Genomic DNA, 19,977 nt, shown 5'->3' on the forward strand with positions numbered 1-19,977 from the left:
CCAGCGCCCACCATCACTCCACACTCACACGCGCCGCGTCGACAATGGCCTTCCAGTGGGCGGCGTCCTTGTCGAGCACGGCGCGGAATTCCTGTGGGGTGGAGCCGACGGGGATCAGTCCCATGTCGGACAGGCGCTTCGAAATCTCCGGTTGCTTGACGATGGCCGCGAGTTCCGCGCCGAGCTTGTCGACGATGGGCTGTGGTGTGGATGCGGGCAGGAAGAAGCCGAACCAGCCGTTGGCCTCGAAGCCTGAATAGCCCAGCTCGCCGAGCGTCTTCACGTCGGGCAGCGCGGGGTGACGTTGCTGGCCGGTGATTGCAAGAATCGTGACCTTGTCGGACTTGATGTGCGGGTACGCGCCCGTGGCGTCGACGAACGCGCTGGCCAGTTGGCCGCCGAGCATCGCCGCCATTTCCGGGCCCGAGCCCTGATACGGCACGTGCGTGAGATCGATACCGGCCTTCATCTTGAACTGCTCGCCATTGAGATGCGACGAGGTGGCGTTGCCGTACGAGCCGAAGTTGAATTTCGCGGGATCGGCCTTGGCCTCCTTGACGAAATCCGCCAGTGTCTTGATGCCCGAGCTGCGCGGCACCATGATCAGGTCGGCCGACTTCGCGGTCTGCGACACCGGTGTGAGGTCGCTGAGCTTGTAGGGCACGCGCTTGTAGAGCGACGGAATCTGCACCAGCGCCGTGATGCCGAGCAGCACGGTGTAGCCGTCGCCCGGTGCCTTCGCGACCAGATCGTTGCCGAGCATGCCGCTCGCGCCCGGCTTGTTCTCGACGATCACGCCCTGCCCCAGCGCTGGCTGAGTTGCGCGCTCACGAGGCGGCCAATGATGTCGGTGCCGCCGCCCGCCGGGTAGGGCACGATCACGCGAATCGGTCGGCTCGGGTAGTTGTCTGCAAGGGCAGGAATCCATGGTGCTGCGGCCAGCGCTGCGCCTGCGAGGATGTTCCTGAGGGTCTGTCTACGCGTTGACTTCATGATGGCTTGTCTCCTCTGATTTTTTAGACGGTCCATTCGAAAACTCCGGGCCTCCCCGATTACAGCGTGCGCGCGATGATCTCTTTCATGATCTCGTCACTGCCGCCGTAGATGCGACCGATGCGCGCATCGGCCCAGGCGCGGCCGATCTGGTATTCCGCCATGTAGCCGTAGCCGCCGTGCAGTTGCAGGAACTCGTCGAGCAGGCGGTTTTGCAGCGCCGTGGCGTTGAGCTTGACCATCGCCGCGCGGTCCGGTGTGAGCTTGCGCTCCAGATGCAGCGCGATGCAATCGTCGGTGAACACGCGCAGCATCGTGGCCTGCGATTTGGCCTCGGCGAGCTTGAAGCGCGTGTTCTGGAAGTCGAACACCGGATGACCGAAAGCCTTGCGATCACGCGTGTAGTCGATGGTTTTCTGCAGAAAGGTCTCGACCGAAGCGGCGGCGCGCACCGCCACCACCAGCCGCTCCTGCGCAAGCTCGTGCATGAGGTATTTGAAGCCCATGTTCTCCTCGCCGAGCAGGTTGCCCACGGGCACCTTCACATCGTCGAAGAACAGCTCCGATGTGTCCTGCGCCATCAGGCCGATCTTCTCGAGCTTGCGCCCCTTGCTGAAGCCCGGCGTGCCCTCTTCCACGATGATCAGCGAAACGCCCTTGGCGCCCATTTCGGGCGCGGTCTTGGCAACGACGATGACGAGCCCCGAGTTGATGCCGTTGGTGATGAAGGTCTTCGCGCCGTTGATGATGTAGTGCTCGCCCTCGCGGCGCGCCGTCGTGCGCACCGACTTGAGATCGCTGCCCGCGCCGGGCTCGGTCATCGCAATCGCGCCGATCAGTTCGCCGGAGGCCATGCGCGGCAGCCACTGGTCCTTCTGCTCGGTGTTGCCGTAGGCGTTGATGTAGGGCGCGACGATGTCGGAATGCAGCGGAAAGCCGAGCCCGCTTGCGCCGGTGCGCGCAATCTCTTCGAGCAGCACCGCCGCGTGGCCGAAGTCGCCGCCGCCGCCGTAGGGCTCGGGCAGCATGGGGTTGAGCAACCCTTCCTGACCGGCCTTGCGCCAGACCTCCTTGGGCACGATGCCATCACGCTCCCACTGCGCGTGAAACGGCGCGATTTCCTTGTCGAAGAAGCGGCGCGCGGCCTCGCGAAACTGTTCATGGTCTTCGCGGAATACGGAGCGTTCAATCAGATCCTGCATGGTGTGCCTCGATGAAAACAGTGGGAAGAAAGAGACTAAAAAATAAACGGGTTCAGTGCCTGGAAGAAGCCCCGGCCTCGACGCCGCTGGCGAGCGCCGCGCGCACGTCGTATCCGGCATCGGGATCGCCGCGAAAGCGCTCCTTGAGCACGCGCCGCAGCAGCTTGCCGGTCTCCAGACGCGGCAGCCGCGTCTCGAACACCAGGCGTCTCGGCCATTTCACTTTCGACAGATGGGAGGCGGCCTGCGCGGCGATGGCGTGCGCGAGTTCCTCGCTCGGCATCTCGCCGGGCTTGAGCACGACCACGGCGATGGGCTGCTCGCCGAAGTCCTCGTGCGGCACGCCGACGACAGCGACTTCATCGACGGCGGCATGGGCGACGAGCGCATTTTCGATCTCCTGCGGATAGACGTTCACGCCGCCCGAGAGAATCAGGTCCGCGCGCCGGTCGCTCAGGAACAGATAGCCGTCCTCGTCGACATAGCCGATGTCGCCGTAGGTCGCCCAGCCGTGCTCGTTCATGGCCTCGCGCGTCTTGGCAGCGTCGTTGAGATAGCTGAATTCGCCACCTTTTTCAAAATAGATCCGGCCGACTTCGTTCGCGCCGAGTTCCTTGCCGTCGTCGTCCACGATGTGCAGCACGCCCGCAAACGCCCGCCCCACCGAACCGGGCTTGCGCCGCCACTCTGCCGAGTCGATCAGCGTGGTGCCGCAACCCTCGGAGCCCGCGTAGTACTCCATCAGAATGTCGCCCCACCAGTCGAGCATCGCCAGCTTGAGCGGCACCGGGCAAGGCGCGGCCGCGTGGATCGCAACGCGGTGCGTGGACAGGTCAAAGCGCTGCCTGACCGCATCGGGCAGCTTGAGCATGCGGCTCATCATGGTCGGCACCCACTGGCTGTGGGTGACGCCGAATCGCTCGATGCAGGCGAGCGAAAACTCGGCGTTGAACTGCCGCATGATGACGGCGCGGCCACCCGAATCGAGCGCGCGCAGCGTGTAGCGCAGCGGCGCGGCGTGATAAAGCGGCGCGGGCGAGAGATACACCGTTTGCTCGCCAAACTGCATGAGCCGCTGCGTATTCGCAACTTCCGGGTCGGTCTGCTGGCGAAACTGCGCGCCAAACAGCGGCTTTCGCACGCCCTTGGGCCGGCCCGTCGTGCCCGAGGAATACAGCAGATCGCGGCCCAACGCGCGCGTGCTCAGGTCCGTCGCGGGCAGCGAGGCCGCCGCGTCCAGCAGCTCGTCGATGCTGCGCACCCCCGGCGTGTCGCCATCGACGGAAAAGCACGGCAGCCCGAGCGCCTGATGCGCCGCCTCAGCGTTCGCCCAGGTGCTGGACGACACGAACAAGCGCTGCGCACCGCTGTCCTGCACGATGTACTGAACCTCTGCGGGCGTGAGGTGCGTGCTGATCACCGCCGCATACAGGCCCGCCTCGCGCGCGGCGAGCACCAGCTCCACGATCTCGACGCGGTTCTCCAGCAGGATGGCAATCGTGTCCTGCTCCTTCAGGCCCTGCCCGGCCAGCCACTGCGCCAGCCGCAGCGCGCGCTCGGCGATGCGCCTGGCGGTGAATGATTCTCCGGTCTCGGCCTGGATCAGAACCACCTTGTCGGGCTCGCGCTGCGCCCAGCTCAGAAAGTTGTGCATCGAATGTCTCCAAAACTTGGCACCCGCAAGCCATTGCATCACTCGCTGGCGCCTTCACGGGTTCGTCAATTCATAACATCCGGTTCACGAGTCTCGAATTCCGAATGGGAGTGCGCAGTATCCGCGCGCACCGCGCGGTGTTTTCTCGGGTTAATACCCATTCGAATTCGTTTTTCTGAAACCTATCATTAATTTAATGAACCAAACGTCTCATAAATCATGAACCATCCCGTGATCGTCGATGCCATTCGCAGCCCCATGGCCAGGGCCAAGCCAGACGGCGCGCTGGCCGAGGTCCATCCGTGGATCTGCTCTCGCAAGTGCTCGCGCAGTTGATCAGCCGCACCGGCATCGACCCCGGCATGGTCGATGACGTGATCTGCGGCTGCGTGAGCCAGGCCGGTGAGCAGGCGGGCACGCCCGGACGGCTTGCGTGGCTGGCGGCAGGCTTGCCCGTGCACGTGCCCTCCACGACCATCGACCGCAAATGCGGATCGAGCCAGCAGGCCGTGCACTTTGCGGCGCAGGCCATCATGTCGGGCACGCAGGACATCGTGATCGCCTGCGGTGTCGAATCCATGAGCCGCGTGCCCATGGGCAGCTCGCGCATGGGCAAGAACACCACCGGCCAGCGCTTCGACGAACGCTACGCGCCGGGCCTCGTGGGCCAGGGCGTTTCCGCCGATCTCGTGGCCGCAAAATGGGGGCTGACGCGCGACGATCTTGACCGGTACGCAGCGCGCTCGCACCAGCGCGCCCACGCCGCGCAGTCGGGCGGCGGTTTTGCACGCGAGATCGTCGGCATCGATACACCGAATGGTCAGGTGATCGCCGATGAAACCATTCGCGCCGGCACCACGCCCGAAAAGCTCGCGGGCCTCAAGGCGGTGTTCGAGAGCGAGGAGTTGTCGCAGCGCTTTCCGCAGATCCGCTGGAGCACCACGGCAGGCAACGCCTCGCAGATGACCGATGGCGCGAGCGCCATGCTCATCATGAGCGAGCGCCGCGCCGCCCAGCTCGGGCTCAAGCCGCGCGCGCGCTTCGTCGCGTTCGACGTGGTGGGGGACGATCCGCTCTACATGCTGACCGCGCCCATCCCCGCCACCGAACGCGTGCTGGCCAAGGCCGGCATGAAACTCGACGACATCCAGCACTACGAAATCAACGAGGCCTTCGCATCGGTGCCGCTCGCCTGGCAGAAACAACTCAAGGCCGACGGAGAGCGCCTGAATCCGCGCGGCGGCGCGATTGCGCTCGGCCATCCGCTGGGCGCTTCGGGCGTGCGGCTGATGACCACGATGCTGCACGCGCTCGAAGACAGCGGCCAGCGCTATGGCCTGCAATCCATGTGCGAGGCAGGCGGCATGGCGAATGCCACGATCATTGAAATCACGCGCTGAGCGCGGCAATTCGGAGCCTGAAACGCAAGGACGATCAAGATGAAACTTCAAAAGGGAATGACCGCCATCGTGACCGGCGGTGTATCGGGCCTCGGCGAGGCCACCGCGCTGGCTCTGCTGGAGCGCGGGCTGAACGTGGTGGCGGTTGACCTCAACGAGGAACGCGGCGCGGCCATGCAGAAACAGCATGCCGGACCACTGGTCTTCGTGAAGGCCGACGTGGCCGATGGCGAGCAGATGCAGGCAGCGATTGCGGCCGCAGAAGGCTTTGGAGAATTCCGCGCGCTGATCCACTGCGCGGGCGTCGGCGGCCCGGTGCGCCTGGTCGAAAAGGACGGCAGCCCGGGGTCACTCGAAAAGTACAGCAACATCGTGCGCATCAATCTGATCGGCACCTTCAACACGCTGCGTTTGGCGGCGGCCTCGATGGCGAAGAACGCGCCCATCGAGGGCGAGCGCGGGGCCTGCGTGCTCACCGCATCGGTTGCGGGATACGAGGGCCAGATCGGGCAGATTCCCTATGCATCGGCCAAGGCCGGCATCATCGGCATGACCATCGTCGCGGCGCGCGATCTGGCAACCAAGATGATCCGCGTGTGCACGATTGCGCCAGGCCTGTTCGACACGCCGATTCTCGCCAAACTGCCTGAGGAAATCCGCCAGTCGCTGGCCGCGTCGGTGCCGAATCCACCGCGCCTCGGACGGCCCAATGAATACGCGCTGACCGCGCTGCACATCCTCGAAAATCCCATGCTCAATGGCGAGACGATTCGCCTGGATGGCGCGATCCGCATGCAGCCACGCTGAGCAGCATCCATTCCCGATCTTTCAGGAGACTCCCATGGCAGACGCATCCCCATTGCTGGTCGAAATTCGCGGCAACCTGCAGATCATGACGCTCAACCGTCCCGAAGCGAAAAACGCCGTGACGCTGGAGATGGCCGAAGCCATGGTCACCGCGCTCGACGCGTTCGACGCCCATCCCGAATTGAGCGTGGGCATCATCGTCGGCGCGGGCGGCACGTTCTGCGCGGGCATGGACCTCAAGGGCTTCCTGCAAGGCAAGCGTCCGACGATTCCCGGTCGCGGCTTCTGCGGCATCACCATCAAGCCGCCGCGCAAGCCGATCATTGCCGCGGTCGAGGGCTATGCGCTCGCAGGCGGATTTGAAGTGGTGCTGGCGTGCGACCTGATCGTCGCCTCGCGCGAAGCCAAATTCGGCCTGCCCGAAGTGAAGCGCGGCCTCGCGGCGGCGGGCGGTGGCCTGCTGCGCCTGCCCAGGCGCATGCCGTATCACATCGCCATGGAGTGCATTCTCACGGGTGACATGCTGAGCGCCGAGCGCGCCCACCAGAACGGGCTGATCAACCGCCTCGTCGAACCCGGCGCGGCACTCGATGCCGCCATCGAACTCGCCAACGCCGTGGCGGCCAACGGGCCGCTGTCGCTGATCGCGAGCAAGCAGGTTGCGACCGAATCCGTGGACTGGAGCCGGAGCGACATGTTCGAGCGACAGGCCGCCATCACCAACCCGGTGTTCGCCTCGCAGGATGCCCGCGAAGGCGCCTCGGCGTTCGCAGAAAAGCGCAAGCCGGTCTGGAAGGGCGTCTGAAGCGGGCGACCGGCTTCATGCATGCGCGCTGCGATTCATTTTCTTCGGTCACTCACTACAGGCATTGGAGACAGACAGGCATGAGCACCCGCACCGCCACCCCATCATCATCCCGATCATTCACGTCATCGCGACGACGCGGCGCGCTGCTCGCAGCCTGCGCGCTGGCGCTCTCTGCCGTCGCCGCGCACGCCGAGCCCCACTGGCCCACGCGCACCATCACGCTGGTGGTTCCCGGTGCGGCGGGCGGATCGACCGACATACCGGCGCGCCTGCTTGCGCAGAAGCTCGCCGACCGTCTCGGCCAACCCGTCATCGTGGACAACAAACCCGGCGCGGGCGGCTCGCTCGGGCGGGCATCGTGGCGCGCGCCCAGCCCGATGGCTACACCGTGCTCGTCGGCAATTCGGGCTCGAACGCTATCAACTACACGGCGTACAAGAAGCTCTCTTACAAGCCCACGGATTTCATCGCACTCACCGACATGATCTCGTTCGCGAACGTGCTCGTCGTGCCGATCAAGTCGCCCATCAAGAGCCTCAACGAACTCACCGAAGCCGCCCGCAGCGCGCCGGGCAAGCTCGCGTTCTCGTCGGCGGGCGTCGGACAGACCACGCACCTCATGGGCGAACTGTTCAAGCAGCGCACCGGCACCGACGTCGTGCACGTGCCCTACAAGGGCTCGGCACCCGGCACCATGGCCGTCGTGTCGGGCGAGACGCAATTCATGTTCGACAACATGACCGCCTCGCTCGCTCACATCAAGGACGGCAAGCTGCGCCCGCTCGCCGTCACCGGCTCAGTGCGCGAGCCCGAGTTGCCCGACGTGCCGACGATGACCGAACTCGGCATGAAGGACTTCAACAAGGTCGGCTGGATGGGCTTTCTCGTGCCCGCCAAAACGCCGCCCGACGTCGTGAAGAAGCTCAACGACAACCTCACCGCCGTGCTGCACATGCCCGATGTGCAAAAGCGTTTTCGCGAACTCGGTGGTCGTCCCGGCGGCATGCCGCAGGAGCAGTTCAGCAAGATGGTGAATGACGACCAGAAGAGCTGGGGCGAACTGATCACCAGCCAGCGTCTGCAACTCGATTGAATCGGCGTCAGCGCCAGACTTTTCGCGGATCACCCTCGGCCAGCGCAGCCCGTACCTCGGCGGTGTGCGCCCCGGCCGCGCAGGCGTGGGGCGTGTCGTAGGCCCTGCCATCAAAACGCGGCGCGGGCGCCGCCTGCAACACACCGCCCTGCTCGTTGTAGATCCCGCGCGCCCGCATGTGCGGGTGCTGCGAGGCTTCGAGCGGACTGAGCACCGCGCCAAAGCACACATCGGTCGGCTCGAACACCGATTGCCAATGCGCGCGTGGCTGCTCCAGAAAAATCGCCTGCAGGCGCGCGCGGCGCTTCGGCCAGGCCGCGCGGTCGTATTGGGCGCTGGCGAAATCCGGGTCTCCGGTCAGTGACAGGGTGTCGAGCAGCAGCGCATAGAACTGCGGCTCGATCGCGCCGATGGTGATGTGGTGGCCGTCCGCGCAGACATAGGTCTCGTAGAACGGCGAGCTGTCGTACATGCTCTGGCCGCGTTCGTCGGCAACCAGGCCGCGCTCGCGCGCGCTCAGCGCCAGATTGAGCATGTGGGCAGCGCCATCGACGATGGCGGCGTCGACCACCGTCCCCTTGCCAGTTTCACGGGCCTGAATGATGCCCGCGAGCAGCCCCGTCATGAGATAGAGCGCGCCGCCGCCGATGTCGCCCACCATGGCGAACGAGGAGACGGGCCGCGCATCCGCCGGGCTGCAGCCCCAGAGCGCACCGGCAACCGACGCGTAGTTGTTGTCGTGCCCGGCGCGCGGCGCGAGCGGGCCATCCTGGCCCCAGCCGGTCATGCGTGCGTAGACGAGTTTGGGATGGATGGCAAGGCATGTCTCGGGCCCCAGGCCCAGGCGCTCCATCACGCCCGGCCGCATGCCTTCGATGAGCACGTCGGCGCTCTCGACCAACGACAGCACGAGTTGCCTGCCCGCCTCGCTTTTCAAATCTGCAAACACCGAACGTTTGCCGCGATTGATCAACGGGCCCGTGGGGCCGGCGTTCTCTGTTTCGCGCACCACGGAAATCACGTCGGCACCGAGATCGGCCAGATGCATCGCGCAGAACGGACCCGGGCCGAGCCCGCCGATTTCGAGGACGCGAACGCTGTAGAGTACCTTGCTCATGTAGTTTGTCTCCAGAAAGTTATCGTTCAGGACAGGCTGGACGCACCCAGCACGCCCTCGATGGCACGCACCAGCGTGACCAGGCGTGGGCCGGTGTCCGTCTCCAGCTCGCGGCTTTGGGGTTGTAGGTGGGAATGGATGCGGCAAACACCCAGTATTCGCCATCCAGCGGCTGCGACAGCGGCACGGCGATGGATTGAATTTCGCGGTGCAGGTCGCCGTGGCTGCGGCAAAAGCCATGCTCGGCGAGATCGCGGGCCGCATCGGCAAGGCGCTCGCGCAGCTTGGCGGCGCGTTCCGCGTCACGCTCGGTGAGATCGGCCAGATAGGCTTCGCGCTCGGCCTGTGGCAGGCACAGCAGGTAGGCGCGGCCTGTGGCCGTGCGCGAGAGCGACATGCCGACGCCGATTTCCGGCGTGAAGACCTTGTTGTCCATGCCGTTGGCCAGTTCCGCGAGCACCAGCTTGCGGCCCGAGCCGACGCCGATCTGGATCTGCCCGCCGATGTGGTTGGCCAGCTCCATCATCTGCGGCCGCGCAAACTGCCGCATGCGCATGCGCGCGAGCACCGGCGACGACAGATTGAGCAGCGCGATGCCGGGCACGAATTTGGACATGCGCTCCGAATAGCGCAGCAGATCCAGCTCGCACAGGGTCTCGGTCAGGCGAAACAGCGTGGGCTTGGGCAGCCCTGTCAAGTCCATGAGTTCCTTGCCGCTAAGTTCCTGGCGCTTGTTGGAAAAGCAGTTCAGGATGGATACGCCTCTTACCAGCGCGCTGACCAGCTTGCTGTCGGCATCTGAACTCATAAACATCCTTGGAATGGGTTTCACTTGAGACGCGTGTCTCGAATTCCACGATTCTATGCAAAAGATTGCCCGCGCAGGCAAAAGAAAAGCTCCAGCGCGTAAAGCGGTGGAGCCTGACTCTATGGATCCGCTACCGCTCTAGGCGGCAGGGCAAACCTGATTACTGGCTTGCGATTTCCAGACGTGCTTCGCGAGCTTCCTGGATGAATTCGATCAACGATTCGATGACGTAACGCATGGTGGACTTTCCCATGAGATGCCTTGGAGGCAGGCCGCGTGGTGCATCTCGTACCGCGCGGCTGCTAGGGCGAACAAATCAGTGTTAACCCTATGATCGTAAGTATAAACCGATATAGGGTTTACACCGATTCATCCATGGAATACCATCCAAAACCCAGGGTTATCACCTGGAAATAACCCGACTCAGGCCTCTTCCTCGGTCCACTCGACCTGCGCACCCAGGCTGCGCAGGTTCTCGACGAACTGCGGGTGGGCGCGGCGGATCGGGGTCGCGTTGCGGATTTCCGAGCGTCCCTGGATGCTGGCCGCCACCATGAACAGCGCAATCGCCACGCGGATGATGTACGGGCTCTCCACGGTGGCCGGCACGAGCTTGCTGCCGCCGAAGGTGATGATGCGATGCGGGTCGGACGAGAACACGTGCGCCCCGAACTTGGAGAGTTCACCGGTCCAGCCGAGCGCTCCGTCGTAGACCTTGTTCCAGAACATCGCATTGCCCTCGGCCGAGACGCCAAGCGCGATGAAGATCGGCAGCAGATCGACCGGGAAATAGGGCCATGGCGCGGCCTCCACCTTGGTGAGCGTGTTCGAGGTGAATGGCGTCTGCACCTTGAGCGCGCCATCGCGCCAGGCACGCGACCAGCCGTCCTTGTGCTCTACGTGCACGCCGAACTTGGCGAACGTGCGGTCGATCAGCGGAAAGTTGTCGGGCGTGGAGTTCTTCACGACGACATCGCCGCCGGTGATCGCACCCAGCGCGAGGAAGGTGGTGATTTCATGGAAATCCTCGTCGAAACGGAATTCACCGCCGCCGAGCCTGCCGCCACCGATCACCGTGACGCGCGAGGTACCAATGCCCTTGATCTGCGCGCCCAGCATCTGCATGAACTGGCAAAACTCCTGCACATGGGGCTCCGAGGCCGCGTTGTTGAGCGTGGAGGTGCCTTGCGCACTCACGGCGCAGAGCACGAAATTCTCGGTCGTGGTGACCGAGGCGTAGTCCAGCCAGTGCCCGACCGCATGGAGCGGGCCGTCGCGGCTGATCAGCAGCGAGCCGAGCGAGCGCTCGACCTTGCCGCCGAAATTGCGGAACACCTCGACGTGCGGGTCGATCTCGCGCACGCCCAGCGTGCAGCCCTTGACGTTGTCTTCAAGCCGGGCCACGCCAAAACGCGCCAGCAGCGGCGGCACCAGCATGATCGAGGAACGCATCTCCTCGGGCAGATGGTGCTTTGCCGGGTCGAAATGCGTGTTCTTGTGATGCAGCGAGAGCGTGCCGCTGTCGCGGTCCCACTGCACGTCGCTGCCGAGTTCGCGGTAGATATCAAGAATCTTGCGCACGTCGGTGATGTCGGGCACGCCGATGAGCTTGAGCGGCTCGGACGTCAGCAGGGTGGCACACAGGATGGGGAGCACTGCATTCTTGTTCGCGGACGGCGTGATGCGTCCGCGCAGCGGCTTGCCGCCGTGCACGATCAGATTGGACATGGCTGTGGGAACGGGTTTCGAAATGGGAACAAAGACAACAAAACGGGATGGCGATGGATGAATTCGCGATCCCGAACTGTACGCTGTGTCCGACAGCCCTGCCGCCACCCGGCCGATTTGCATGCGCCGGATGGGTCAAAAAATGTGTCTTCAGGCGCTGGAAGACAGCTTCATCAGCACCAGCCCCGAGACGATCAGCACGGCCGCGGCGATCCGCATGACCGTGACCTGTTCGCCGAGCACCACGATGCCGACGACAAACGCGCCGACCGCGCCGATACCCGTCCAGATCGTATAGGCCGTGCCAAGCGGCAACGTGCGCATGGCCACCGCCAGCAGGCCGAAGCTGGCGATCATTGTCGTGATGGTGACGACGCTCGGCCACAGCCGCGTGAAACCATACGACTGCTTCATGGAATACGCCCAGATGATTTCGAGCGCGCCAGCCAAAAGAAGATAAACCCAAGCCATGATGAAACTCCTTGATGAACAGTGAGTGACCGGGTCGTCCCAGAAACATGAATGGATGCAGCACGCTGCACAAGGTCGTCCTTCTGGTGCACCCTGCGCTTCGCGCGGCGGGCTGGCCAGTTCATTCACAGAACCGGGAGCGATGTTATGCGAGCCGGGCATCTTCGGCCCGCATTCGATCAACATCCCGCGACTGCTTGGGTGGTTGCGGCGCAACAATTGCGGAATCTGGGAAACTTCGCCAAGGAACGCCTGAAAAGAGATATTGAACCTTCATAGAAATTTTCAAAGGTATCTCAGTAGAAATACTAGGGTTAGCACACATTGATTTGAAAGAATTGACGCGTATAACCAAGTTGTGACTTAAAAATCACATAAATGATTTAATCCAATTTTTTGCAAAGGATAGTCATGAAATCGACTCAATTTGCTATTGGTGCGGTCTTTTTTTTCGTCAGCGTTCTTTTTTCTTTTGGAAGCATAGCTGCGGATGCTGGTACCCGCGGCTTGCCAGATATTACCCCGAGTACCTCGGGCTCCAGAACCCTTCAAGAGGCGATGGATAAAGCAGGTATAACGAAATATCTCACCCCTGAAAATGGCATCGTCACGGACAGATTAACCCAAACTACCGAATCGATAATAAAAGAATTAGGGGAATATTATGCTGGCACCTGGCTAGAATATGATGAAAACCACAAGGCCTATCAAGTAGTTGCAACAACCAACCCAATAACAAACAGCAGAACCCTTCAAAACAATCCAGAAATTATAGTGGTTCTAGTTAAATACTCCAAAAAACAACTAAGGGATTTGTATCACGATTTATTTTATACCTTCATTATTTATCCAGGGGAGACATAGATATTACATCCGGAAATGTTGATTATATGAAAAACCTGGTGGCTGTACGTGTCAATACTGGAGATATTGACAAGGTATCAAGTGCACTTAGAAAAGCTGGGTACAACATGGACATGATGTACTTTGAAGAAGCATCAAGGCCTGTCCCTGTCCCTGCTACCGCCATTCCTTGATAAATCCGAACTGCTGCTTGATGACCCGAAACGGGTGTTCCACCTTGGCCCGGATGCGCGTTGATCGTCTGTATCTGATCGACAAGGTAATCTTTGCACTGCGGACTTGTCGAGAAATTCGCGCTTGCGAGTTTTCTTGGTCGACAGGTTCAAGCCCAGACTGATTGCTTTATGCGGCGATGATCGCAAAATTGCGCTGAGGGTCACTGCCTTCAACGGGAGTTTTGCAGACTTTTCCTAAGGCACCCGGTTTTCACGCAGAAAGTCCGCGATGATCGCCAGCACCACCTCGGGCGCCTCGCGAAACGGCACGTGACCGAGGCCTTCGAGCAGCACCATGCGCGAGGGCTCTCCGCCACTCAATTGCGAGATGATCTGCGGCTGCACCGCCGAGCCGAATTCATCGCGCTCGCCGTGCAGCGCGAGTGTCGGGCAGCGCAGGCGGGGCAGTTGGTCCTTGATGGACCAGTCCGCGAAATCGGGGTGCAACCAGCTTTCGATCCACGCGTCGAGCACCCACTGGGTCTTGTCGCCGTGATAGCGCGCCAGCCGAGCGAACTGCACCGGGTCGCTGTACACGCCCTGCGCCTCGCGGATGCCGTTCCTGGTGCATTCCTCGACGAACGCCTGTGCGCCGATGGTAATGACTGCGTCACAGTCCGCGCCGGTCGACTCGGCGCAGCACACCGCCATGCCGCCGCCCACACTGTGGCCGAGCGCGATGAAGTGGCTGATGCCCAATTGCTCGCGAATTTGCGGGAAATACCGGCTGGCCTCTTCGACCACGAAATTCAGCGAGGGCTGATCCACGCGCGCATCGGACTGCCCAAAGCCCAGGCGGTCATACGCGATCACCCTGCGGCCCGTGGCCTCGCTCAGTTGCTTCGGGAAGTCGCGCCACAGGCTCACCGCGCCGAGCGAATCGTGGAACATCACGATCGGCGAGCCACCCGAGTGGCCCGCCGGTGTCCAACTGCGCGCGAAGATCCGGCCATGCGGGTGCTGCACCCATAGGTCATCCATCTGCATCGCGGCGATTTCGCCGCCTGCGGGGTTTGCACGCGTATGTTCATGATGCTGCTACTGCTCCGTCCTGCGTTGGCCGCCGCTGTTCAGGCGGCCAGCGAATCCTCGACCACGGCCGCTTCGGCCACCAAATTGCCCACAGTTGCACCGTAGTACTGCGCCACGCGCTTGCGCAGCTTGAGTACCGCCTTGTCCTTGCTCACGAGCACGGCCTGATGGGCGCTTGCGAGATCGAGGAAATGCTGGTCGTCCGGATCGGTGCAGGTGAAACGGATCTTCGCGGCCTCGGGCACATACTCGACGGCGGCATCGAACGCGGCAAGCACGCCCGCCACGGTCTTGCCGTAGTACGCCACGCGCGGCGCGATCTGGCTGTATTCGAGCACGCGTTCAAGCTCGACGCGCTGCGTCTCATCGGCAATCCAGCGCAACCGCCCATCGGCCACCAGCGCGCGGATCGGTGCGACGTGCGGATCGTCAAAGATCAGCATGTCGAGCACGACGTTGGTGTCGAGCACCAGGGCGCGCGGCAATGCGCCCTCGTAGCCCTCATTGCATTGCGGCCAGCGCAGAACGATCTTCACGCCTGCACGCTCCCGCCGTCTTCCTGCCCGGCCCTGCGCGGCTTGACCGCGCCCTTGATCATGTCGAAGCGGAACAGCCGGCATTCGATTGGCCCGTTCCACATCGGCGTGCGGCGCGATTCCTTGAGGCGCATCTTGCCCGGCAACTTCAGGTCGGGCGTGAGCATGAAGGCGCTCCAGCCGCTGTAGTTCTTCTTCCAGTGCGAGGCCAGCTCGCTGAAGAACTCCACGCCGTCTTCGGTCTGTGCGGTCTCGCGGCCCGCGCGCTCGACCATGTCCATGCGTTCCTGCGAATTGCGCCCCGCCGAACCGGCCGCCGCGATGCGCTCGCCATACGGCGGATTGAGCAGCAGGATGCCCGGCCTCTCGCACGGCGGCATGCGCTGCAGCGCGTCGCCGCCACGCAGTTCGATGGTGTCCGCCACGCCCGCGCGCTCGGCATTGTTCTGCGAGAAATCGACCATGCGAAACGAGATGTCGGAGCCGTAGATGCCCACCGGGCTTTCGGGCAGGATCTGCGCCTCGGCCTCGTCGAGCATCGCTTCCCAGACATGCTTCTGGAACGGCACCAGCTTCTCGAATGCAAACCGGCGCAGGATGCCGGCGGGAATGCGGCGCGCGATCTGCGCGGCCTCGATCACCACCGTGCCCGAGCCGCAGCACGGGTCGTACAGCGGCTGCGGATCATCGCCATGCGGGTCCCAGCCGGTCGCGGCAATCATCGCCGCCGCTAGCGTTTCCTTGAGCGGCGCATCGCCCTTGTCCTCGCGCCAGCCGCGCTTGAACAGCGCCTCGCCCGAGGTGTCGATGTAGATCGTCGCCTCGTCGGTCGTCAGGTGCAGGTGCACGCGCACGTCGGGATGGCGCGTCTCCACGCTCGGGCGCTGGTCCTGGTTTTTCGCGCGGAAACGGTCGGCAATCGCATCCTTGACGCGCAACGCGGCAAAGTTCAGGCTGGTCAGCGGACTGTGCTGCGCGGTGGTCTCGATCTTGAACGTCTCGCGTGTGGAAAACCAGATCTCCCAGGCCACCTCGCTGGCCGCGCGATACAGATCGTTCTCGCTGCGGTACAGGGTCTGCGAGAGCTGGATCAGCACGCGCTGCGCGAGACGGCTGTGCAGATTGAGCAGCATCGCGTCGCGCCAGGTGCCGCGCACGTGCACGCCGCCACGGCCCACCATCAGGTCGTGGCCGCTGTAGCCGGTGATGGCATACACCTCATCGGCCAAAAAACCCTCGACGCCAGCGGCGCAGGGCAAAAACAAATGCAAAGGGTTCATATCTGGGTCGCAAGGATACGCGTTTGCGCTTTTCCCAGCGAAATGCGGGACGTAAAAATGCGGGAAAGAAAGTTCGCGCGCCGCTGCACGAATGCCGCCGCCGCGAACGCAGCAGGCCCTTCGCAAATGGGCGTGAAAATGAACAAAATACGGCAAACCGCTAAACTTGGCCCCAATGACGGAAAAGCCGTTGACGTTCCTGCGCGCGGAGCGTCACCAAAACGGCCATCCGATGAACGGCGCGCTATGCCTGCGGGCAGGAGCCGCTTGACACGCAAGCGGTGCTTTTATGGTCTGGAAAATCCTCTTACTCGCCCTCATTCTTGTCTTTCCACTGTGCGGGCTCTATATGCATCTGCGCGGCAAGGTTCGGCACAAGGCGATGCGTCAGTTGTTCGACCATTCGACCTTCACCGCGCCGTTCAACGTATTCATGCTGGCGTTCTCCAGGGTGCCGCGCACGCCGTATCTTCCGGTGAGCACCTTTCCCGAACTCGACCCGCTACAGGCGCACTGGCGCGAGATCCGCGAAGAGGCGGTCAATCTGCAGAAGAACATGCAGATCAAGGCGGCCGCAAACAATGACGACGCGGGCTTCAACTCGTTCTTCAAGACCGGCTGGAAGCGCTTTTATCTGAAGTGGTATGGCGACGCCCATCCTTCCGCAATGGAGCTGTGCCCGGTCACCACCTCGCTGGTGTCGAAGATCCCGACGATCAAGGCCGCGATGTTTGCCGAGCTGCCGCCGGGTGCCAAGCTCAACCTGCACCGCGATCCCTATGCGGGCTCGCTGCGCTACCACCTGGGCCTGCTCGCGCCCAACGACGACGAATGCATGATTTCGGTCGATGGCCAGACCTACAGCTGGCGCGAGGGCGAAGGCGTAATCTTTGACGAGACCTACATGCACTGGGCCGAAAACCGCACCAACGGCAACCGCATCGTGCTGTTCTGCGACGTCGAGCGCCCGATGACCAACGGCTTTGCGCAATGGCTCAATCGCTGGCTCGGCAAGAACGTGGTGGCCGCCGCGAGTTCGCCCAACAATGAGGGCGATCCGCGCGGACTGATCAGCAAGCTGTTCAAGGTTTCGTTCTACGCGGGCAAGTACCGCCGGGCATTCAAGGCCTGGAACAAGACCGCGTACAAGCTCACCAAGTTCGGCCTGATCCTCGCCGCGCTTGCAGGCATCGTCGCGATCTTCGTGAAGCTCTGACGGATCGCGGCTCAGGTCCTGCGATCCGTTTTTTGCCGAGCGGAGCGACGCCCGAGACACGCATGGCCGAGTCCGCCGAGCAGGATCGACAGCAGCACATAGCCCGCGTGCGACAGCGTGGGGATCGCGGTCGGCGCGAGCGCTTTCGTGTCGCCCTGTGTCTGCGCGGTCGCCGCTGGTTTTGGTGGTTCGGTGGCCGCTACGGCTCCGGAAGCCACGCCCGCAGCAGCGCTGCCATCGGCGGGCGCGGCAGGGGGCGGCACGGCATCCACCTGCATCAGCGGATGGGCGCACTGACCCGCCTGCGCGACGATGGACGCGAACGGGCGATTGTCCACGCCGCTGAACCGGATGTTGTCCACGCGCCAGAACTGCGCTGCGTCCGGGTTGGCATTGGCCGTGGAACCGACACGCCAGCCGATGCGCAACAGCTTGCCCGCGTACTCACGCCCGAAGTTCACCGTGACATTGCGCTTCCAGCCGTTGCTGCGTCCCGTGAATGCAGGCTGGTTGCGTAGCGGATTGGCATTGGGCAATGCGCCCTGCCGTGTCCACCAGATCCGTCCGGTATAGGGCACGATCTCGGCAGCGACGCCCACGTCCAGGGAGTGCGGCAGCGACACGATGAGCTGGCCGCCATTGGTTTCGTCGGCGGCAAAGGCGTAGTCCTGATCGAAGCTGAGGATCAGGTCGGTGTCGCTACTCGCCTTGATTTCGGGCGTGTACATGGTGGTCAACAGGGTCTGGTCTGGAACGCTGACCTGATACCAGTGTTCGCCAGCATTGTCCCCTGCGACGGCCCATTGCGAGTTCTCCAGATTCATCGCACCAGGCCAGACGCGGACCGGATCATCCGTGCTGCTCGCACCGGCGATGTCGGCGTTGATCCAGGCGGAGACCGTCTGCCCGCGCGCGCTGGCCAGTTCATTCGCGAGACGGACGTTCACACCGATCTGTGCATTGGCAAACGAGGTCATGCCCGCCAAGGTCATCGGTACGCGCATGGCAAGCGACTTGCCCGGAGCAATTGCATCGGGAAGGTCGAGACTCGCGCCCTTGGGGAAGGCGATCTGCGCTTGGTCGGACTGGAACGCGAGCGAGATTCCGGAAATTTCCGTGTTGCCGCGATTGACCAGATTGAAGGTCAGCATCGCGGTTTCGCCATTGTCCAGAAGGTCGTCGGCATCGCAGCGCATCGCGCCGCCCACCGACGTGGAAACGCGCAGGTCGTCGACCAACAGCAGCGGGCCGGCGTTGTAGCTCTCGACCACGCCTTGCAGATTGATCGACACGCGATCAGGTGCGAGCGCATCGAGCCCCGCGCCACGCTTGGCGAATGCGCCCAGGCAGCTCGCGTAATCCTGCGAATCGCTGGCCGCCATGCTGGCCAGCACCGCGTCGCGGGCCTCGGTGAACGTCGGGTTGACCGGCGTGAGCTTGAGGCTCGTGACGAAGTAGTTCTTCATGCGCTGCTGGGCATCGGCAAACTCGCGTTGATTCAGGATCGACGCATAGCATTCCCACAGCATCGTCGCCCAGACTTCGCCCACGTTGTGAATTTCCGCATTGCCAAAACCCGTGCCCGCCGTGTGCTGGATCAGCGCATGATTCACCGGCACATTGGCTGGCAGTGGCTCGCCATCCTGGATGTGCTTGAAGGTCAGCGGATTCTTCGCCATGTCGGTCGAATACGGATAGCGCCGACTGCCGAAATACGCGGTATTCGATCCGTCCACGGCGGGGTTCACACTGTCTGCATTGGCATATGCGCCCTGCGCGTAGGCACCCTGAAATTGCGCGTTGCCGGGTTTGGCGCGATCCTTGTCGGTGACAGTGACGAGCTGCGCGACGAAGTCCCCCCAGCCCTCGCCCAGCCCCGCGCCGAGACGGGTCGTGAGCCCGTTGGCGTTGCCGATGAGGCGCCGCGTCAGATAGTGGCCCCATTCGTGCGCGACGATGGTGTTGTCAAGCGCCGCGCTGCGTGTCGGGCCACCCTTGTCGAACACGTACATGCGCATATTGGGCGACGCGCCATCGGCGGGCGTGGCCATGCTGGCGTTGTTGCGCACCGAATACGCCAGCGCCCAGGCGTCGATTGGATCGCCCTCGATGCCGCCGCGTCCGAAATTGCGGGCCTGCGCATTGCCGGATGCCTCGTCGAAACCCGCGTCATAGAACCAGTCGTGCAGCCAGTTGACCATGTAGAACAGGTTGGCGACCGAGGTCGATGCCTGGCCCTGATTCCTGACCGCGTCTGCGGAAGGGTCGTAGCCGTAGTCGAACGCATCGGTCGAGCTGCATGCAAAAAAATCGCCATCGACGCTGCGCGAGTTTTCCGGGCACGAAGCGATGTTGGCGAACGGCGCGCCAGCGAAACCATCGGGCTTTTCACGTCCGCCCAGGCCCGCACGTTGTTGCCGTAGGTGAACGAGAGGCGCGGGTGAATGCTGCTGTCCACCCACGGATCGGCCTTGGAAAACGGGGCGCTTGCAAGTCGCAGCCTTGACGGGGAAACCAGCCGCGCCGAATAGCCGTCCGGCGCGGAACCCGGATAGGGGTTGAGATCGAGGCCCTGCGGCCCGGGATAGGGCACGCCGGTCTCGGGATGGGCCCAGACGCCGTAGCCAAAGGCTCTCGGCGCAGCCAACGGGGCCGCCGCCGTCGGTGTTGCGGGCGCAGCCTGATGCGAGGTGAGGTTGTTGCGAAACAGCAGCCTGCCGTCGTCGCTAGCCACGACATACGAATACGCGTTG

At 63.2% G+C, this 19,977-nt stretch carries 15 protein-coding genes and 4 pseudogenes; 7 read left to right on the forward strand and 12 right to left on the reverse strand.

What is annotated here, in order from left to right:
- Nucleotides 1-13 precede the first annotated feature (13 nt).
- The 3 genes and pseudogenes from H9K75_RS11140 to H9K75_RS11150 form a co-directional block, all read right to left on the reverse strand.
- Nucleotides 14-993 (reverse strand): annotated as a pseudogene (locus H9K75_RS11140) (Bug family tripartite tricarboxylate transporter substrate binding protein).
- 59 nt (nt 994-1,052) lie between these two features.
- On the reverse strand, nt 1,053-2,195 hold the full coding sequence (locus H9K75_RS11145; protein WP_187725788.1) for an acyl-CoA dehydrogenase family protein: 1,143 nt from the start codon (nt 2,193-2,195) through the stop codon (nt 1,053-1,055).
- Nucleotides 2,196-2,247: 52 nt separating this feature from the next.
- On the reverse strand, nt 2,248-3,849 hold the full coding sequence (locus H9K75_RS11150) for an AMP-binding protein (RefSeq protein WP_187725789.1): 1,602 nt from the start codon (nt 3,847-3,849) through the stop codon (nt 2,248-2,250).
- A 219-nt stretch (nt 3,850-4,068) separates the two neighbouring features.
- Here H9K75_RS11150 and H9K75_RS11155 point away from each other — a divergent pair.
- The 3 genes and pseudogenes from H9K75_RS11155 (at nt 4,069) to H9K75_RS11165 (ending at nt 6,861) form a co-directional block, all read left to right on the forward strand.
- Nucleotides 4,069-5,249, forward strand: a pseudogene (locus tag H9K75_RS11155) (thiolase family protein).
- Nucleotides 5,250-5,288: 39 nt separating this feature from the next.
- Nucleotides 5,289-6,056: an SDR family NAD(P)-dependent oxidoreductase gene (locus H9K75_RS11160; RefSeq protein ID WP_187725790.1), complete on the forward strand. Its 768-nt coding sequence runs from the start codon at nt 5,289-5,291 to the stop codon at nt 6,054-6,056.
- 34 nt (nt 6,057-6,090) lie between these two features.
- Nucleotides 6,091-6,861: a crotonase/enoyl-CoA hydratase family protein gene (locus tag H9K75_RS11165; protein WP_187725791.1), complete on the forward strand. Its 771-nt coding sequence runs from the start codon at nt 6,091-6,093 to the stop codon at nt 6,859-6,861.
- Nucleotides 6,862-6,916: 55 nt separating this feature from the next.
- Here the strand turns inward: H9K75_RS11165 and H9K75_RS23880 are convergent, their stop codons facing one another.
- Nucleotides 6,917-7,123: a hypothetical protein gene (locus H9K75_RS23880; protein ID WP_226858805.1), complete on the reverse strand. Its 207-nt coding sequence runs from the start codon at nt 7,121-7,123 to the stop codon at nt 6,917-6,919.
- Here H9K75_RS23880 and H9K75_RS11170 point away from each other — a divergent pair.
- Nucleotides 7,026-7,957 (forward strand): annotated as a pseudogene (locus H9K75_RS11170) (Bug family tripartite tricarboxylate transporter substrate binding protein). The gene H9K75_RS23880 and the pseudogene H9K75_RS11170 sit on opposite strands and share 98 nt — an antisense overlap.
- 7 nt (nt 7,958-7,964) lie before the next feature.
- On the opposite strand, the gene H9K75_RS11175 reads toward H9K75_RS11170, so the two are convergent.
- The 4 genes and pseudogenes from H9K75_RS11175 to H9K75_RS11190 all read right to left on the reverse strand — a co-directional run bounded on the left by H9K75_RS11175 (nt 7,965) and on the right by H9K75_RS11190 (nt 12,081).
- The gene (locus H9K75_RS11175) at nt 7,965-9,074 is read right to left on the reverse strand and encodes a CaiB/BaiF CoA transferase family protein (protein WP_187725792.1); all 1,110 of its coding nucleotides are present in this window, start codon (nt 9,072-9,074) and stop codon (nt 7,965-7,967) included.
- A 26-nt stretch (nt 9,075-9,100) separates the two neighbouring features.
- A pseudogene (locus H9K75_RS11180) lies at nt 9,101-9,888 on the reverse strand (IclR family transcriptional regulator).
- A 417-nt stretch (nt 9,889-10,305) separates the two neighbouring features.
- On the reverse strand, nt 10,306-11,610 hold the full coding sequence (locus H9K75_RS11185) for a UDP-N-acetylglucosamine 1-carboxyvinyltransferase (protein WP_187725793.1): 1,305 nt from the start codon (nt 11,608-11,610) through the stop codon (nt 10,306-10,308).
- Between the two features lie 150 nt (nt 11,611-11,760).
- Nucleotides 11,761-12,081, reverse strand: a complete 321-nt coding sequence (locus H9K75_RS11190) for a DMT family transporter (RefSeq protein ID WP_187726002.1) — start codon at nt 12,079-12,081, stop codon at nt 11,761-11,763.
- A gap of 411 nt (nt 12,082-12,492) precedes the next feature.
- On the opposite strand from H9K75_RS11190, the gene H9K75_RS11195 reads away from it, so the two are divergent.
- Complete coding sequence (locus tag H9K75_RS11195; RefSeq protein WP_187725794.1) at nt 12,493-12,945, forward strand: hypothetical protein; 453 nt, start codon at nt 12,493-12,495, stop codon at nt 12,943-12,945.
- A gap of 26 nt (nt 12,946-12,971) precedes the next feature.
- Entirely contained in the window at nt 12,972-13,118 is a 147-nt protein-coding gene (locus H9K75_RS11200) for a hypothetical protein (protein WP_187725795.1), read from the forward strand.
- A gap of 237 nt (nt 13,119-13,355) precedes the next feature.
- Here H9K75_RS11200 and H9K75_RS11205 read toward each other — a convergent pair whose 3' ends face one another.
- The 3 genes from H9K75_RS11205 to H9K75_RS11215 form a co-directional block, all read right to left on the reverse strand.
- Nucleotides 13,356-14,147 carry an alpha/beta fold hydrolase gene (locus H9K75_RS11205; RefSeq protein WP_187725796.1) on the reverse strand — a complete coding sequence of 264 codons (792 nt, stop codon included), beginning with the start codon at nt 14,145-14,147 and terminating at the stop codon, nt 13,356-13,358.
- A gap of 83 nt (nt 14,148-14,230) precedes the next feature.
- Nucleotides 14,231-14,728: a putative toxin-antitoxin system toxin component, PIN family gene (locus H9K75_RS11210; RefSeq protein WP_187725797.1), complete on the reverse strand. Its 498-nt coding sequence runs from the start codon at nt 14,726-14,728 to the stop codon at nt 14,231-14,233.
- Nucleotides 14,725-16,008 carry a THUMP domain-containing class I SAM-dependent RNA methyltransferase gene (locus tag H9K75_RS11215; RefSeq protein ID WP_187725798.1) on the reverse strand — a complete coding sequence of 428 codons (1,284 nt, stop codon included), beginning with the start codon at nt 16,006-16,008 and terminating at the stop codon, nt 14,725-14,727. Before H9K75_RS11215 ends, H9K75_RS11210 begins: the two co-directional genes overlap by 4 nt.
- A 289-nt stretch (nt 16,009-16,297) precedes the next feature.
- Here H9K75_RS11215 and H9K75_RS11220 point away from each other — a divergent pair, with 289 nt between their 5' ends.
- Nucleotides 16,298-17,224, forward strand: a complete 927-nt coding sequence (locus H9K75_RS11220; protein ID WP_187725799.1) for an aspartyl/asparaginyl beta-hydroxylase domain-containing protein — start codon at nt 16,298-16,300, stop codon at nt 17,222-17,224.
- 11 nt (nt 17,225-17,235) lie between these two features.
- Here the strand turns inward: H9K75_RS11220 and H9K75_RS11225 are convergent, their stop codons facing one another.
- Nucleotides 17,236-19,686 carry an IPTL-CTERM sorting domain-containing protein gene (locus tag H9K75_RS11225; RefSeq protein ID WP_187725800.1) on the reverse strand — a complete coding sequence of 817 codons (2,451 nt, stop codon included), beginning with the start codon at nt 19,684-19,686 and terminating at the stop codon, nt 17,236-17,238.
- Nucleotides 19,687-19,977 lie beyond the last annotated feature (291 nt).

The sequence above is a fragment of the Diaphorobacter aerolatus genome, from assembly GCF_014489535.1.
Lineage (GTDB): Bacteria > Pseudomonadota > Gammaproteobacteria > Burkholderiales > Burkholderiaceae_C > Diaphorobacter_A > Diaphorobacter_A aerolatus.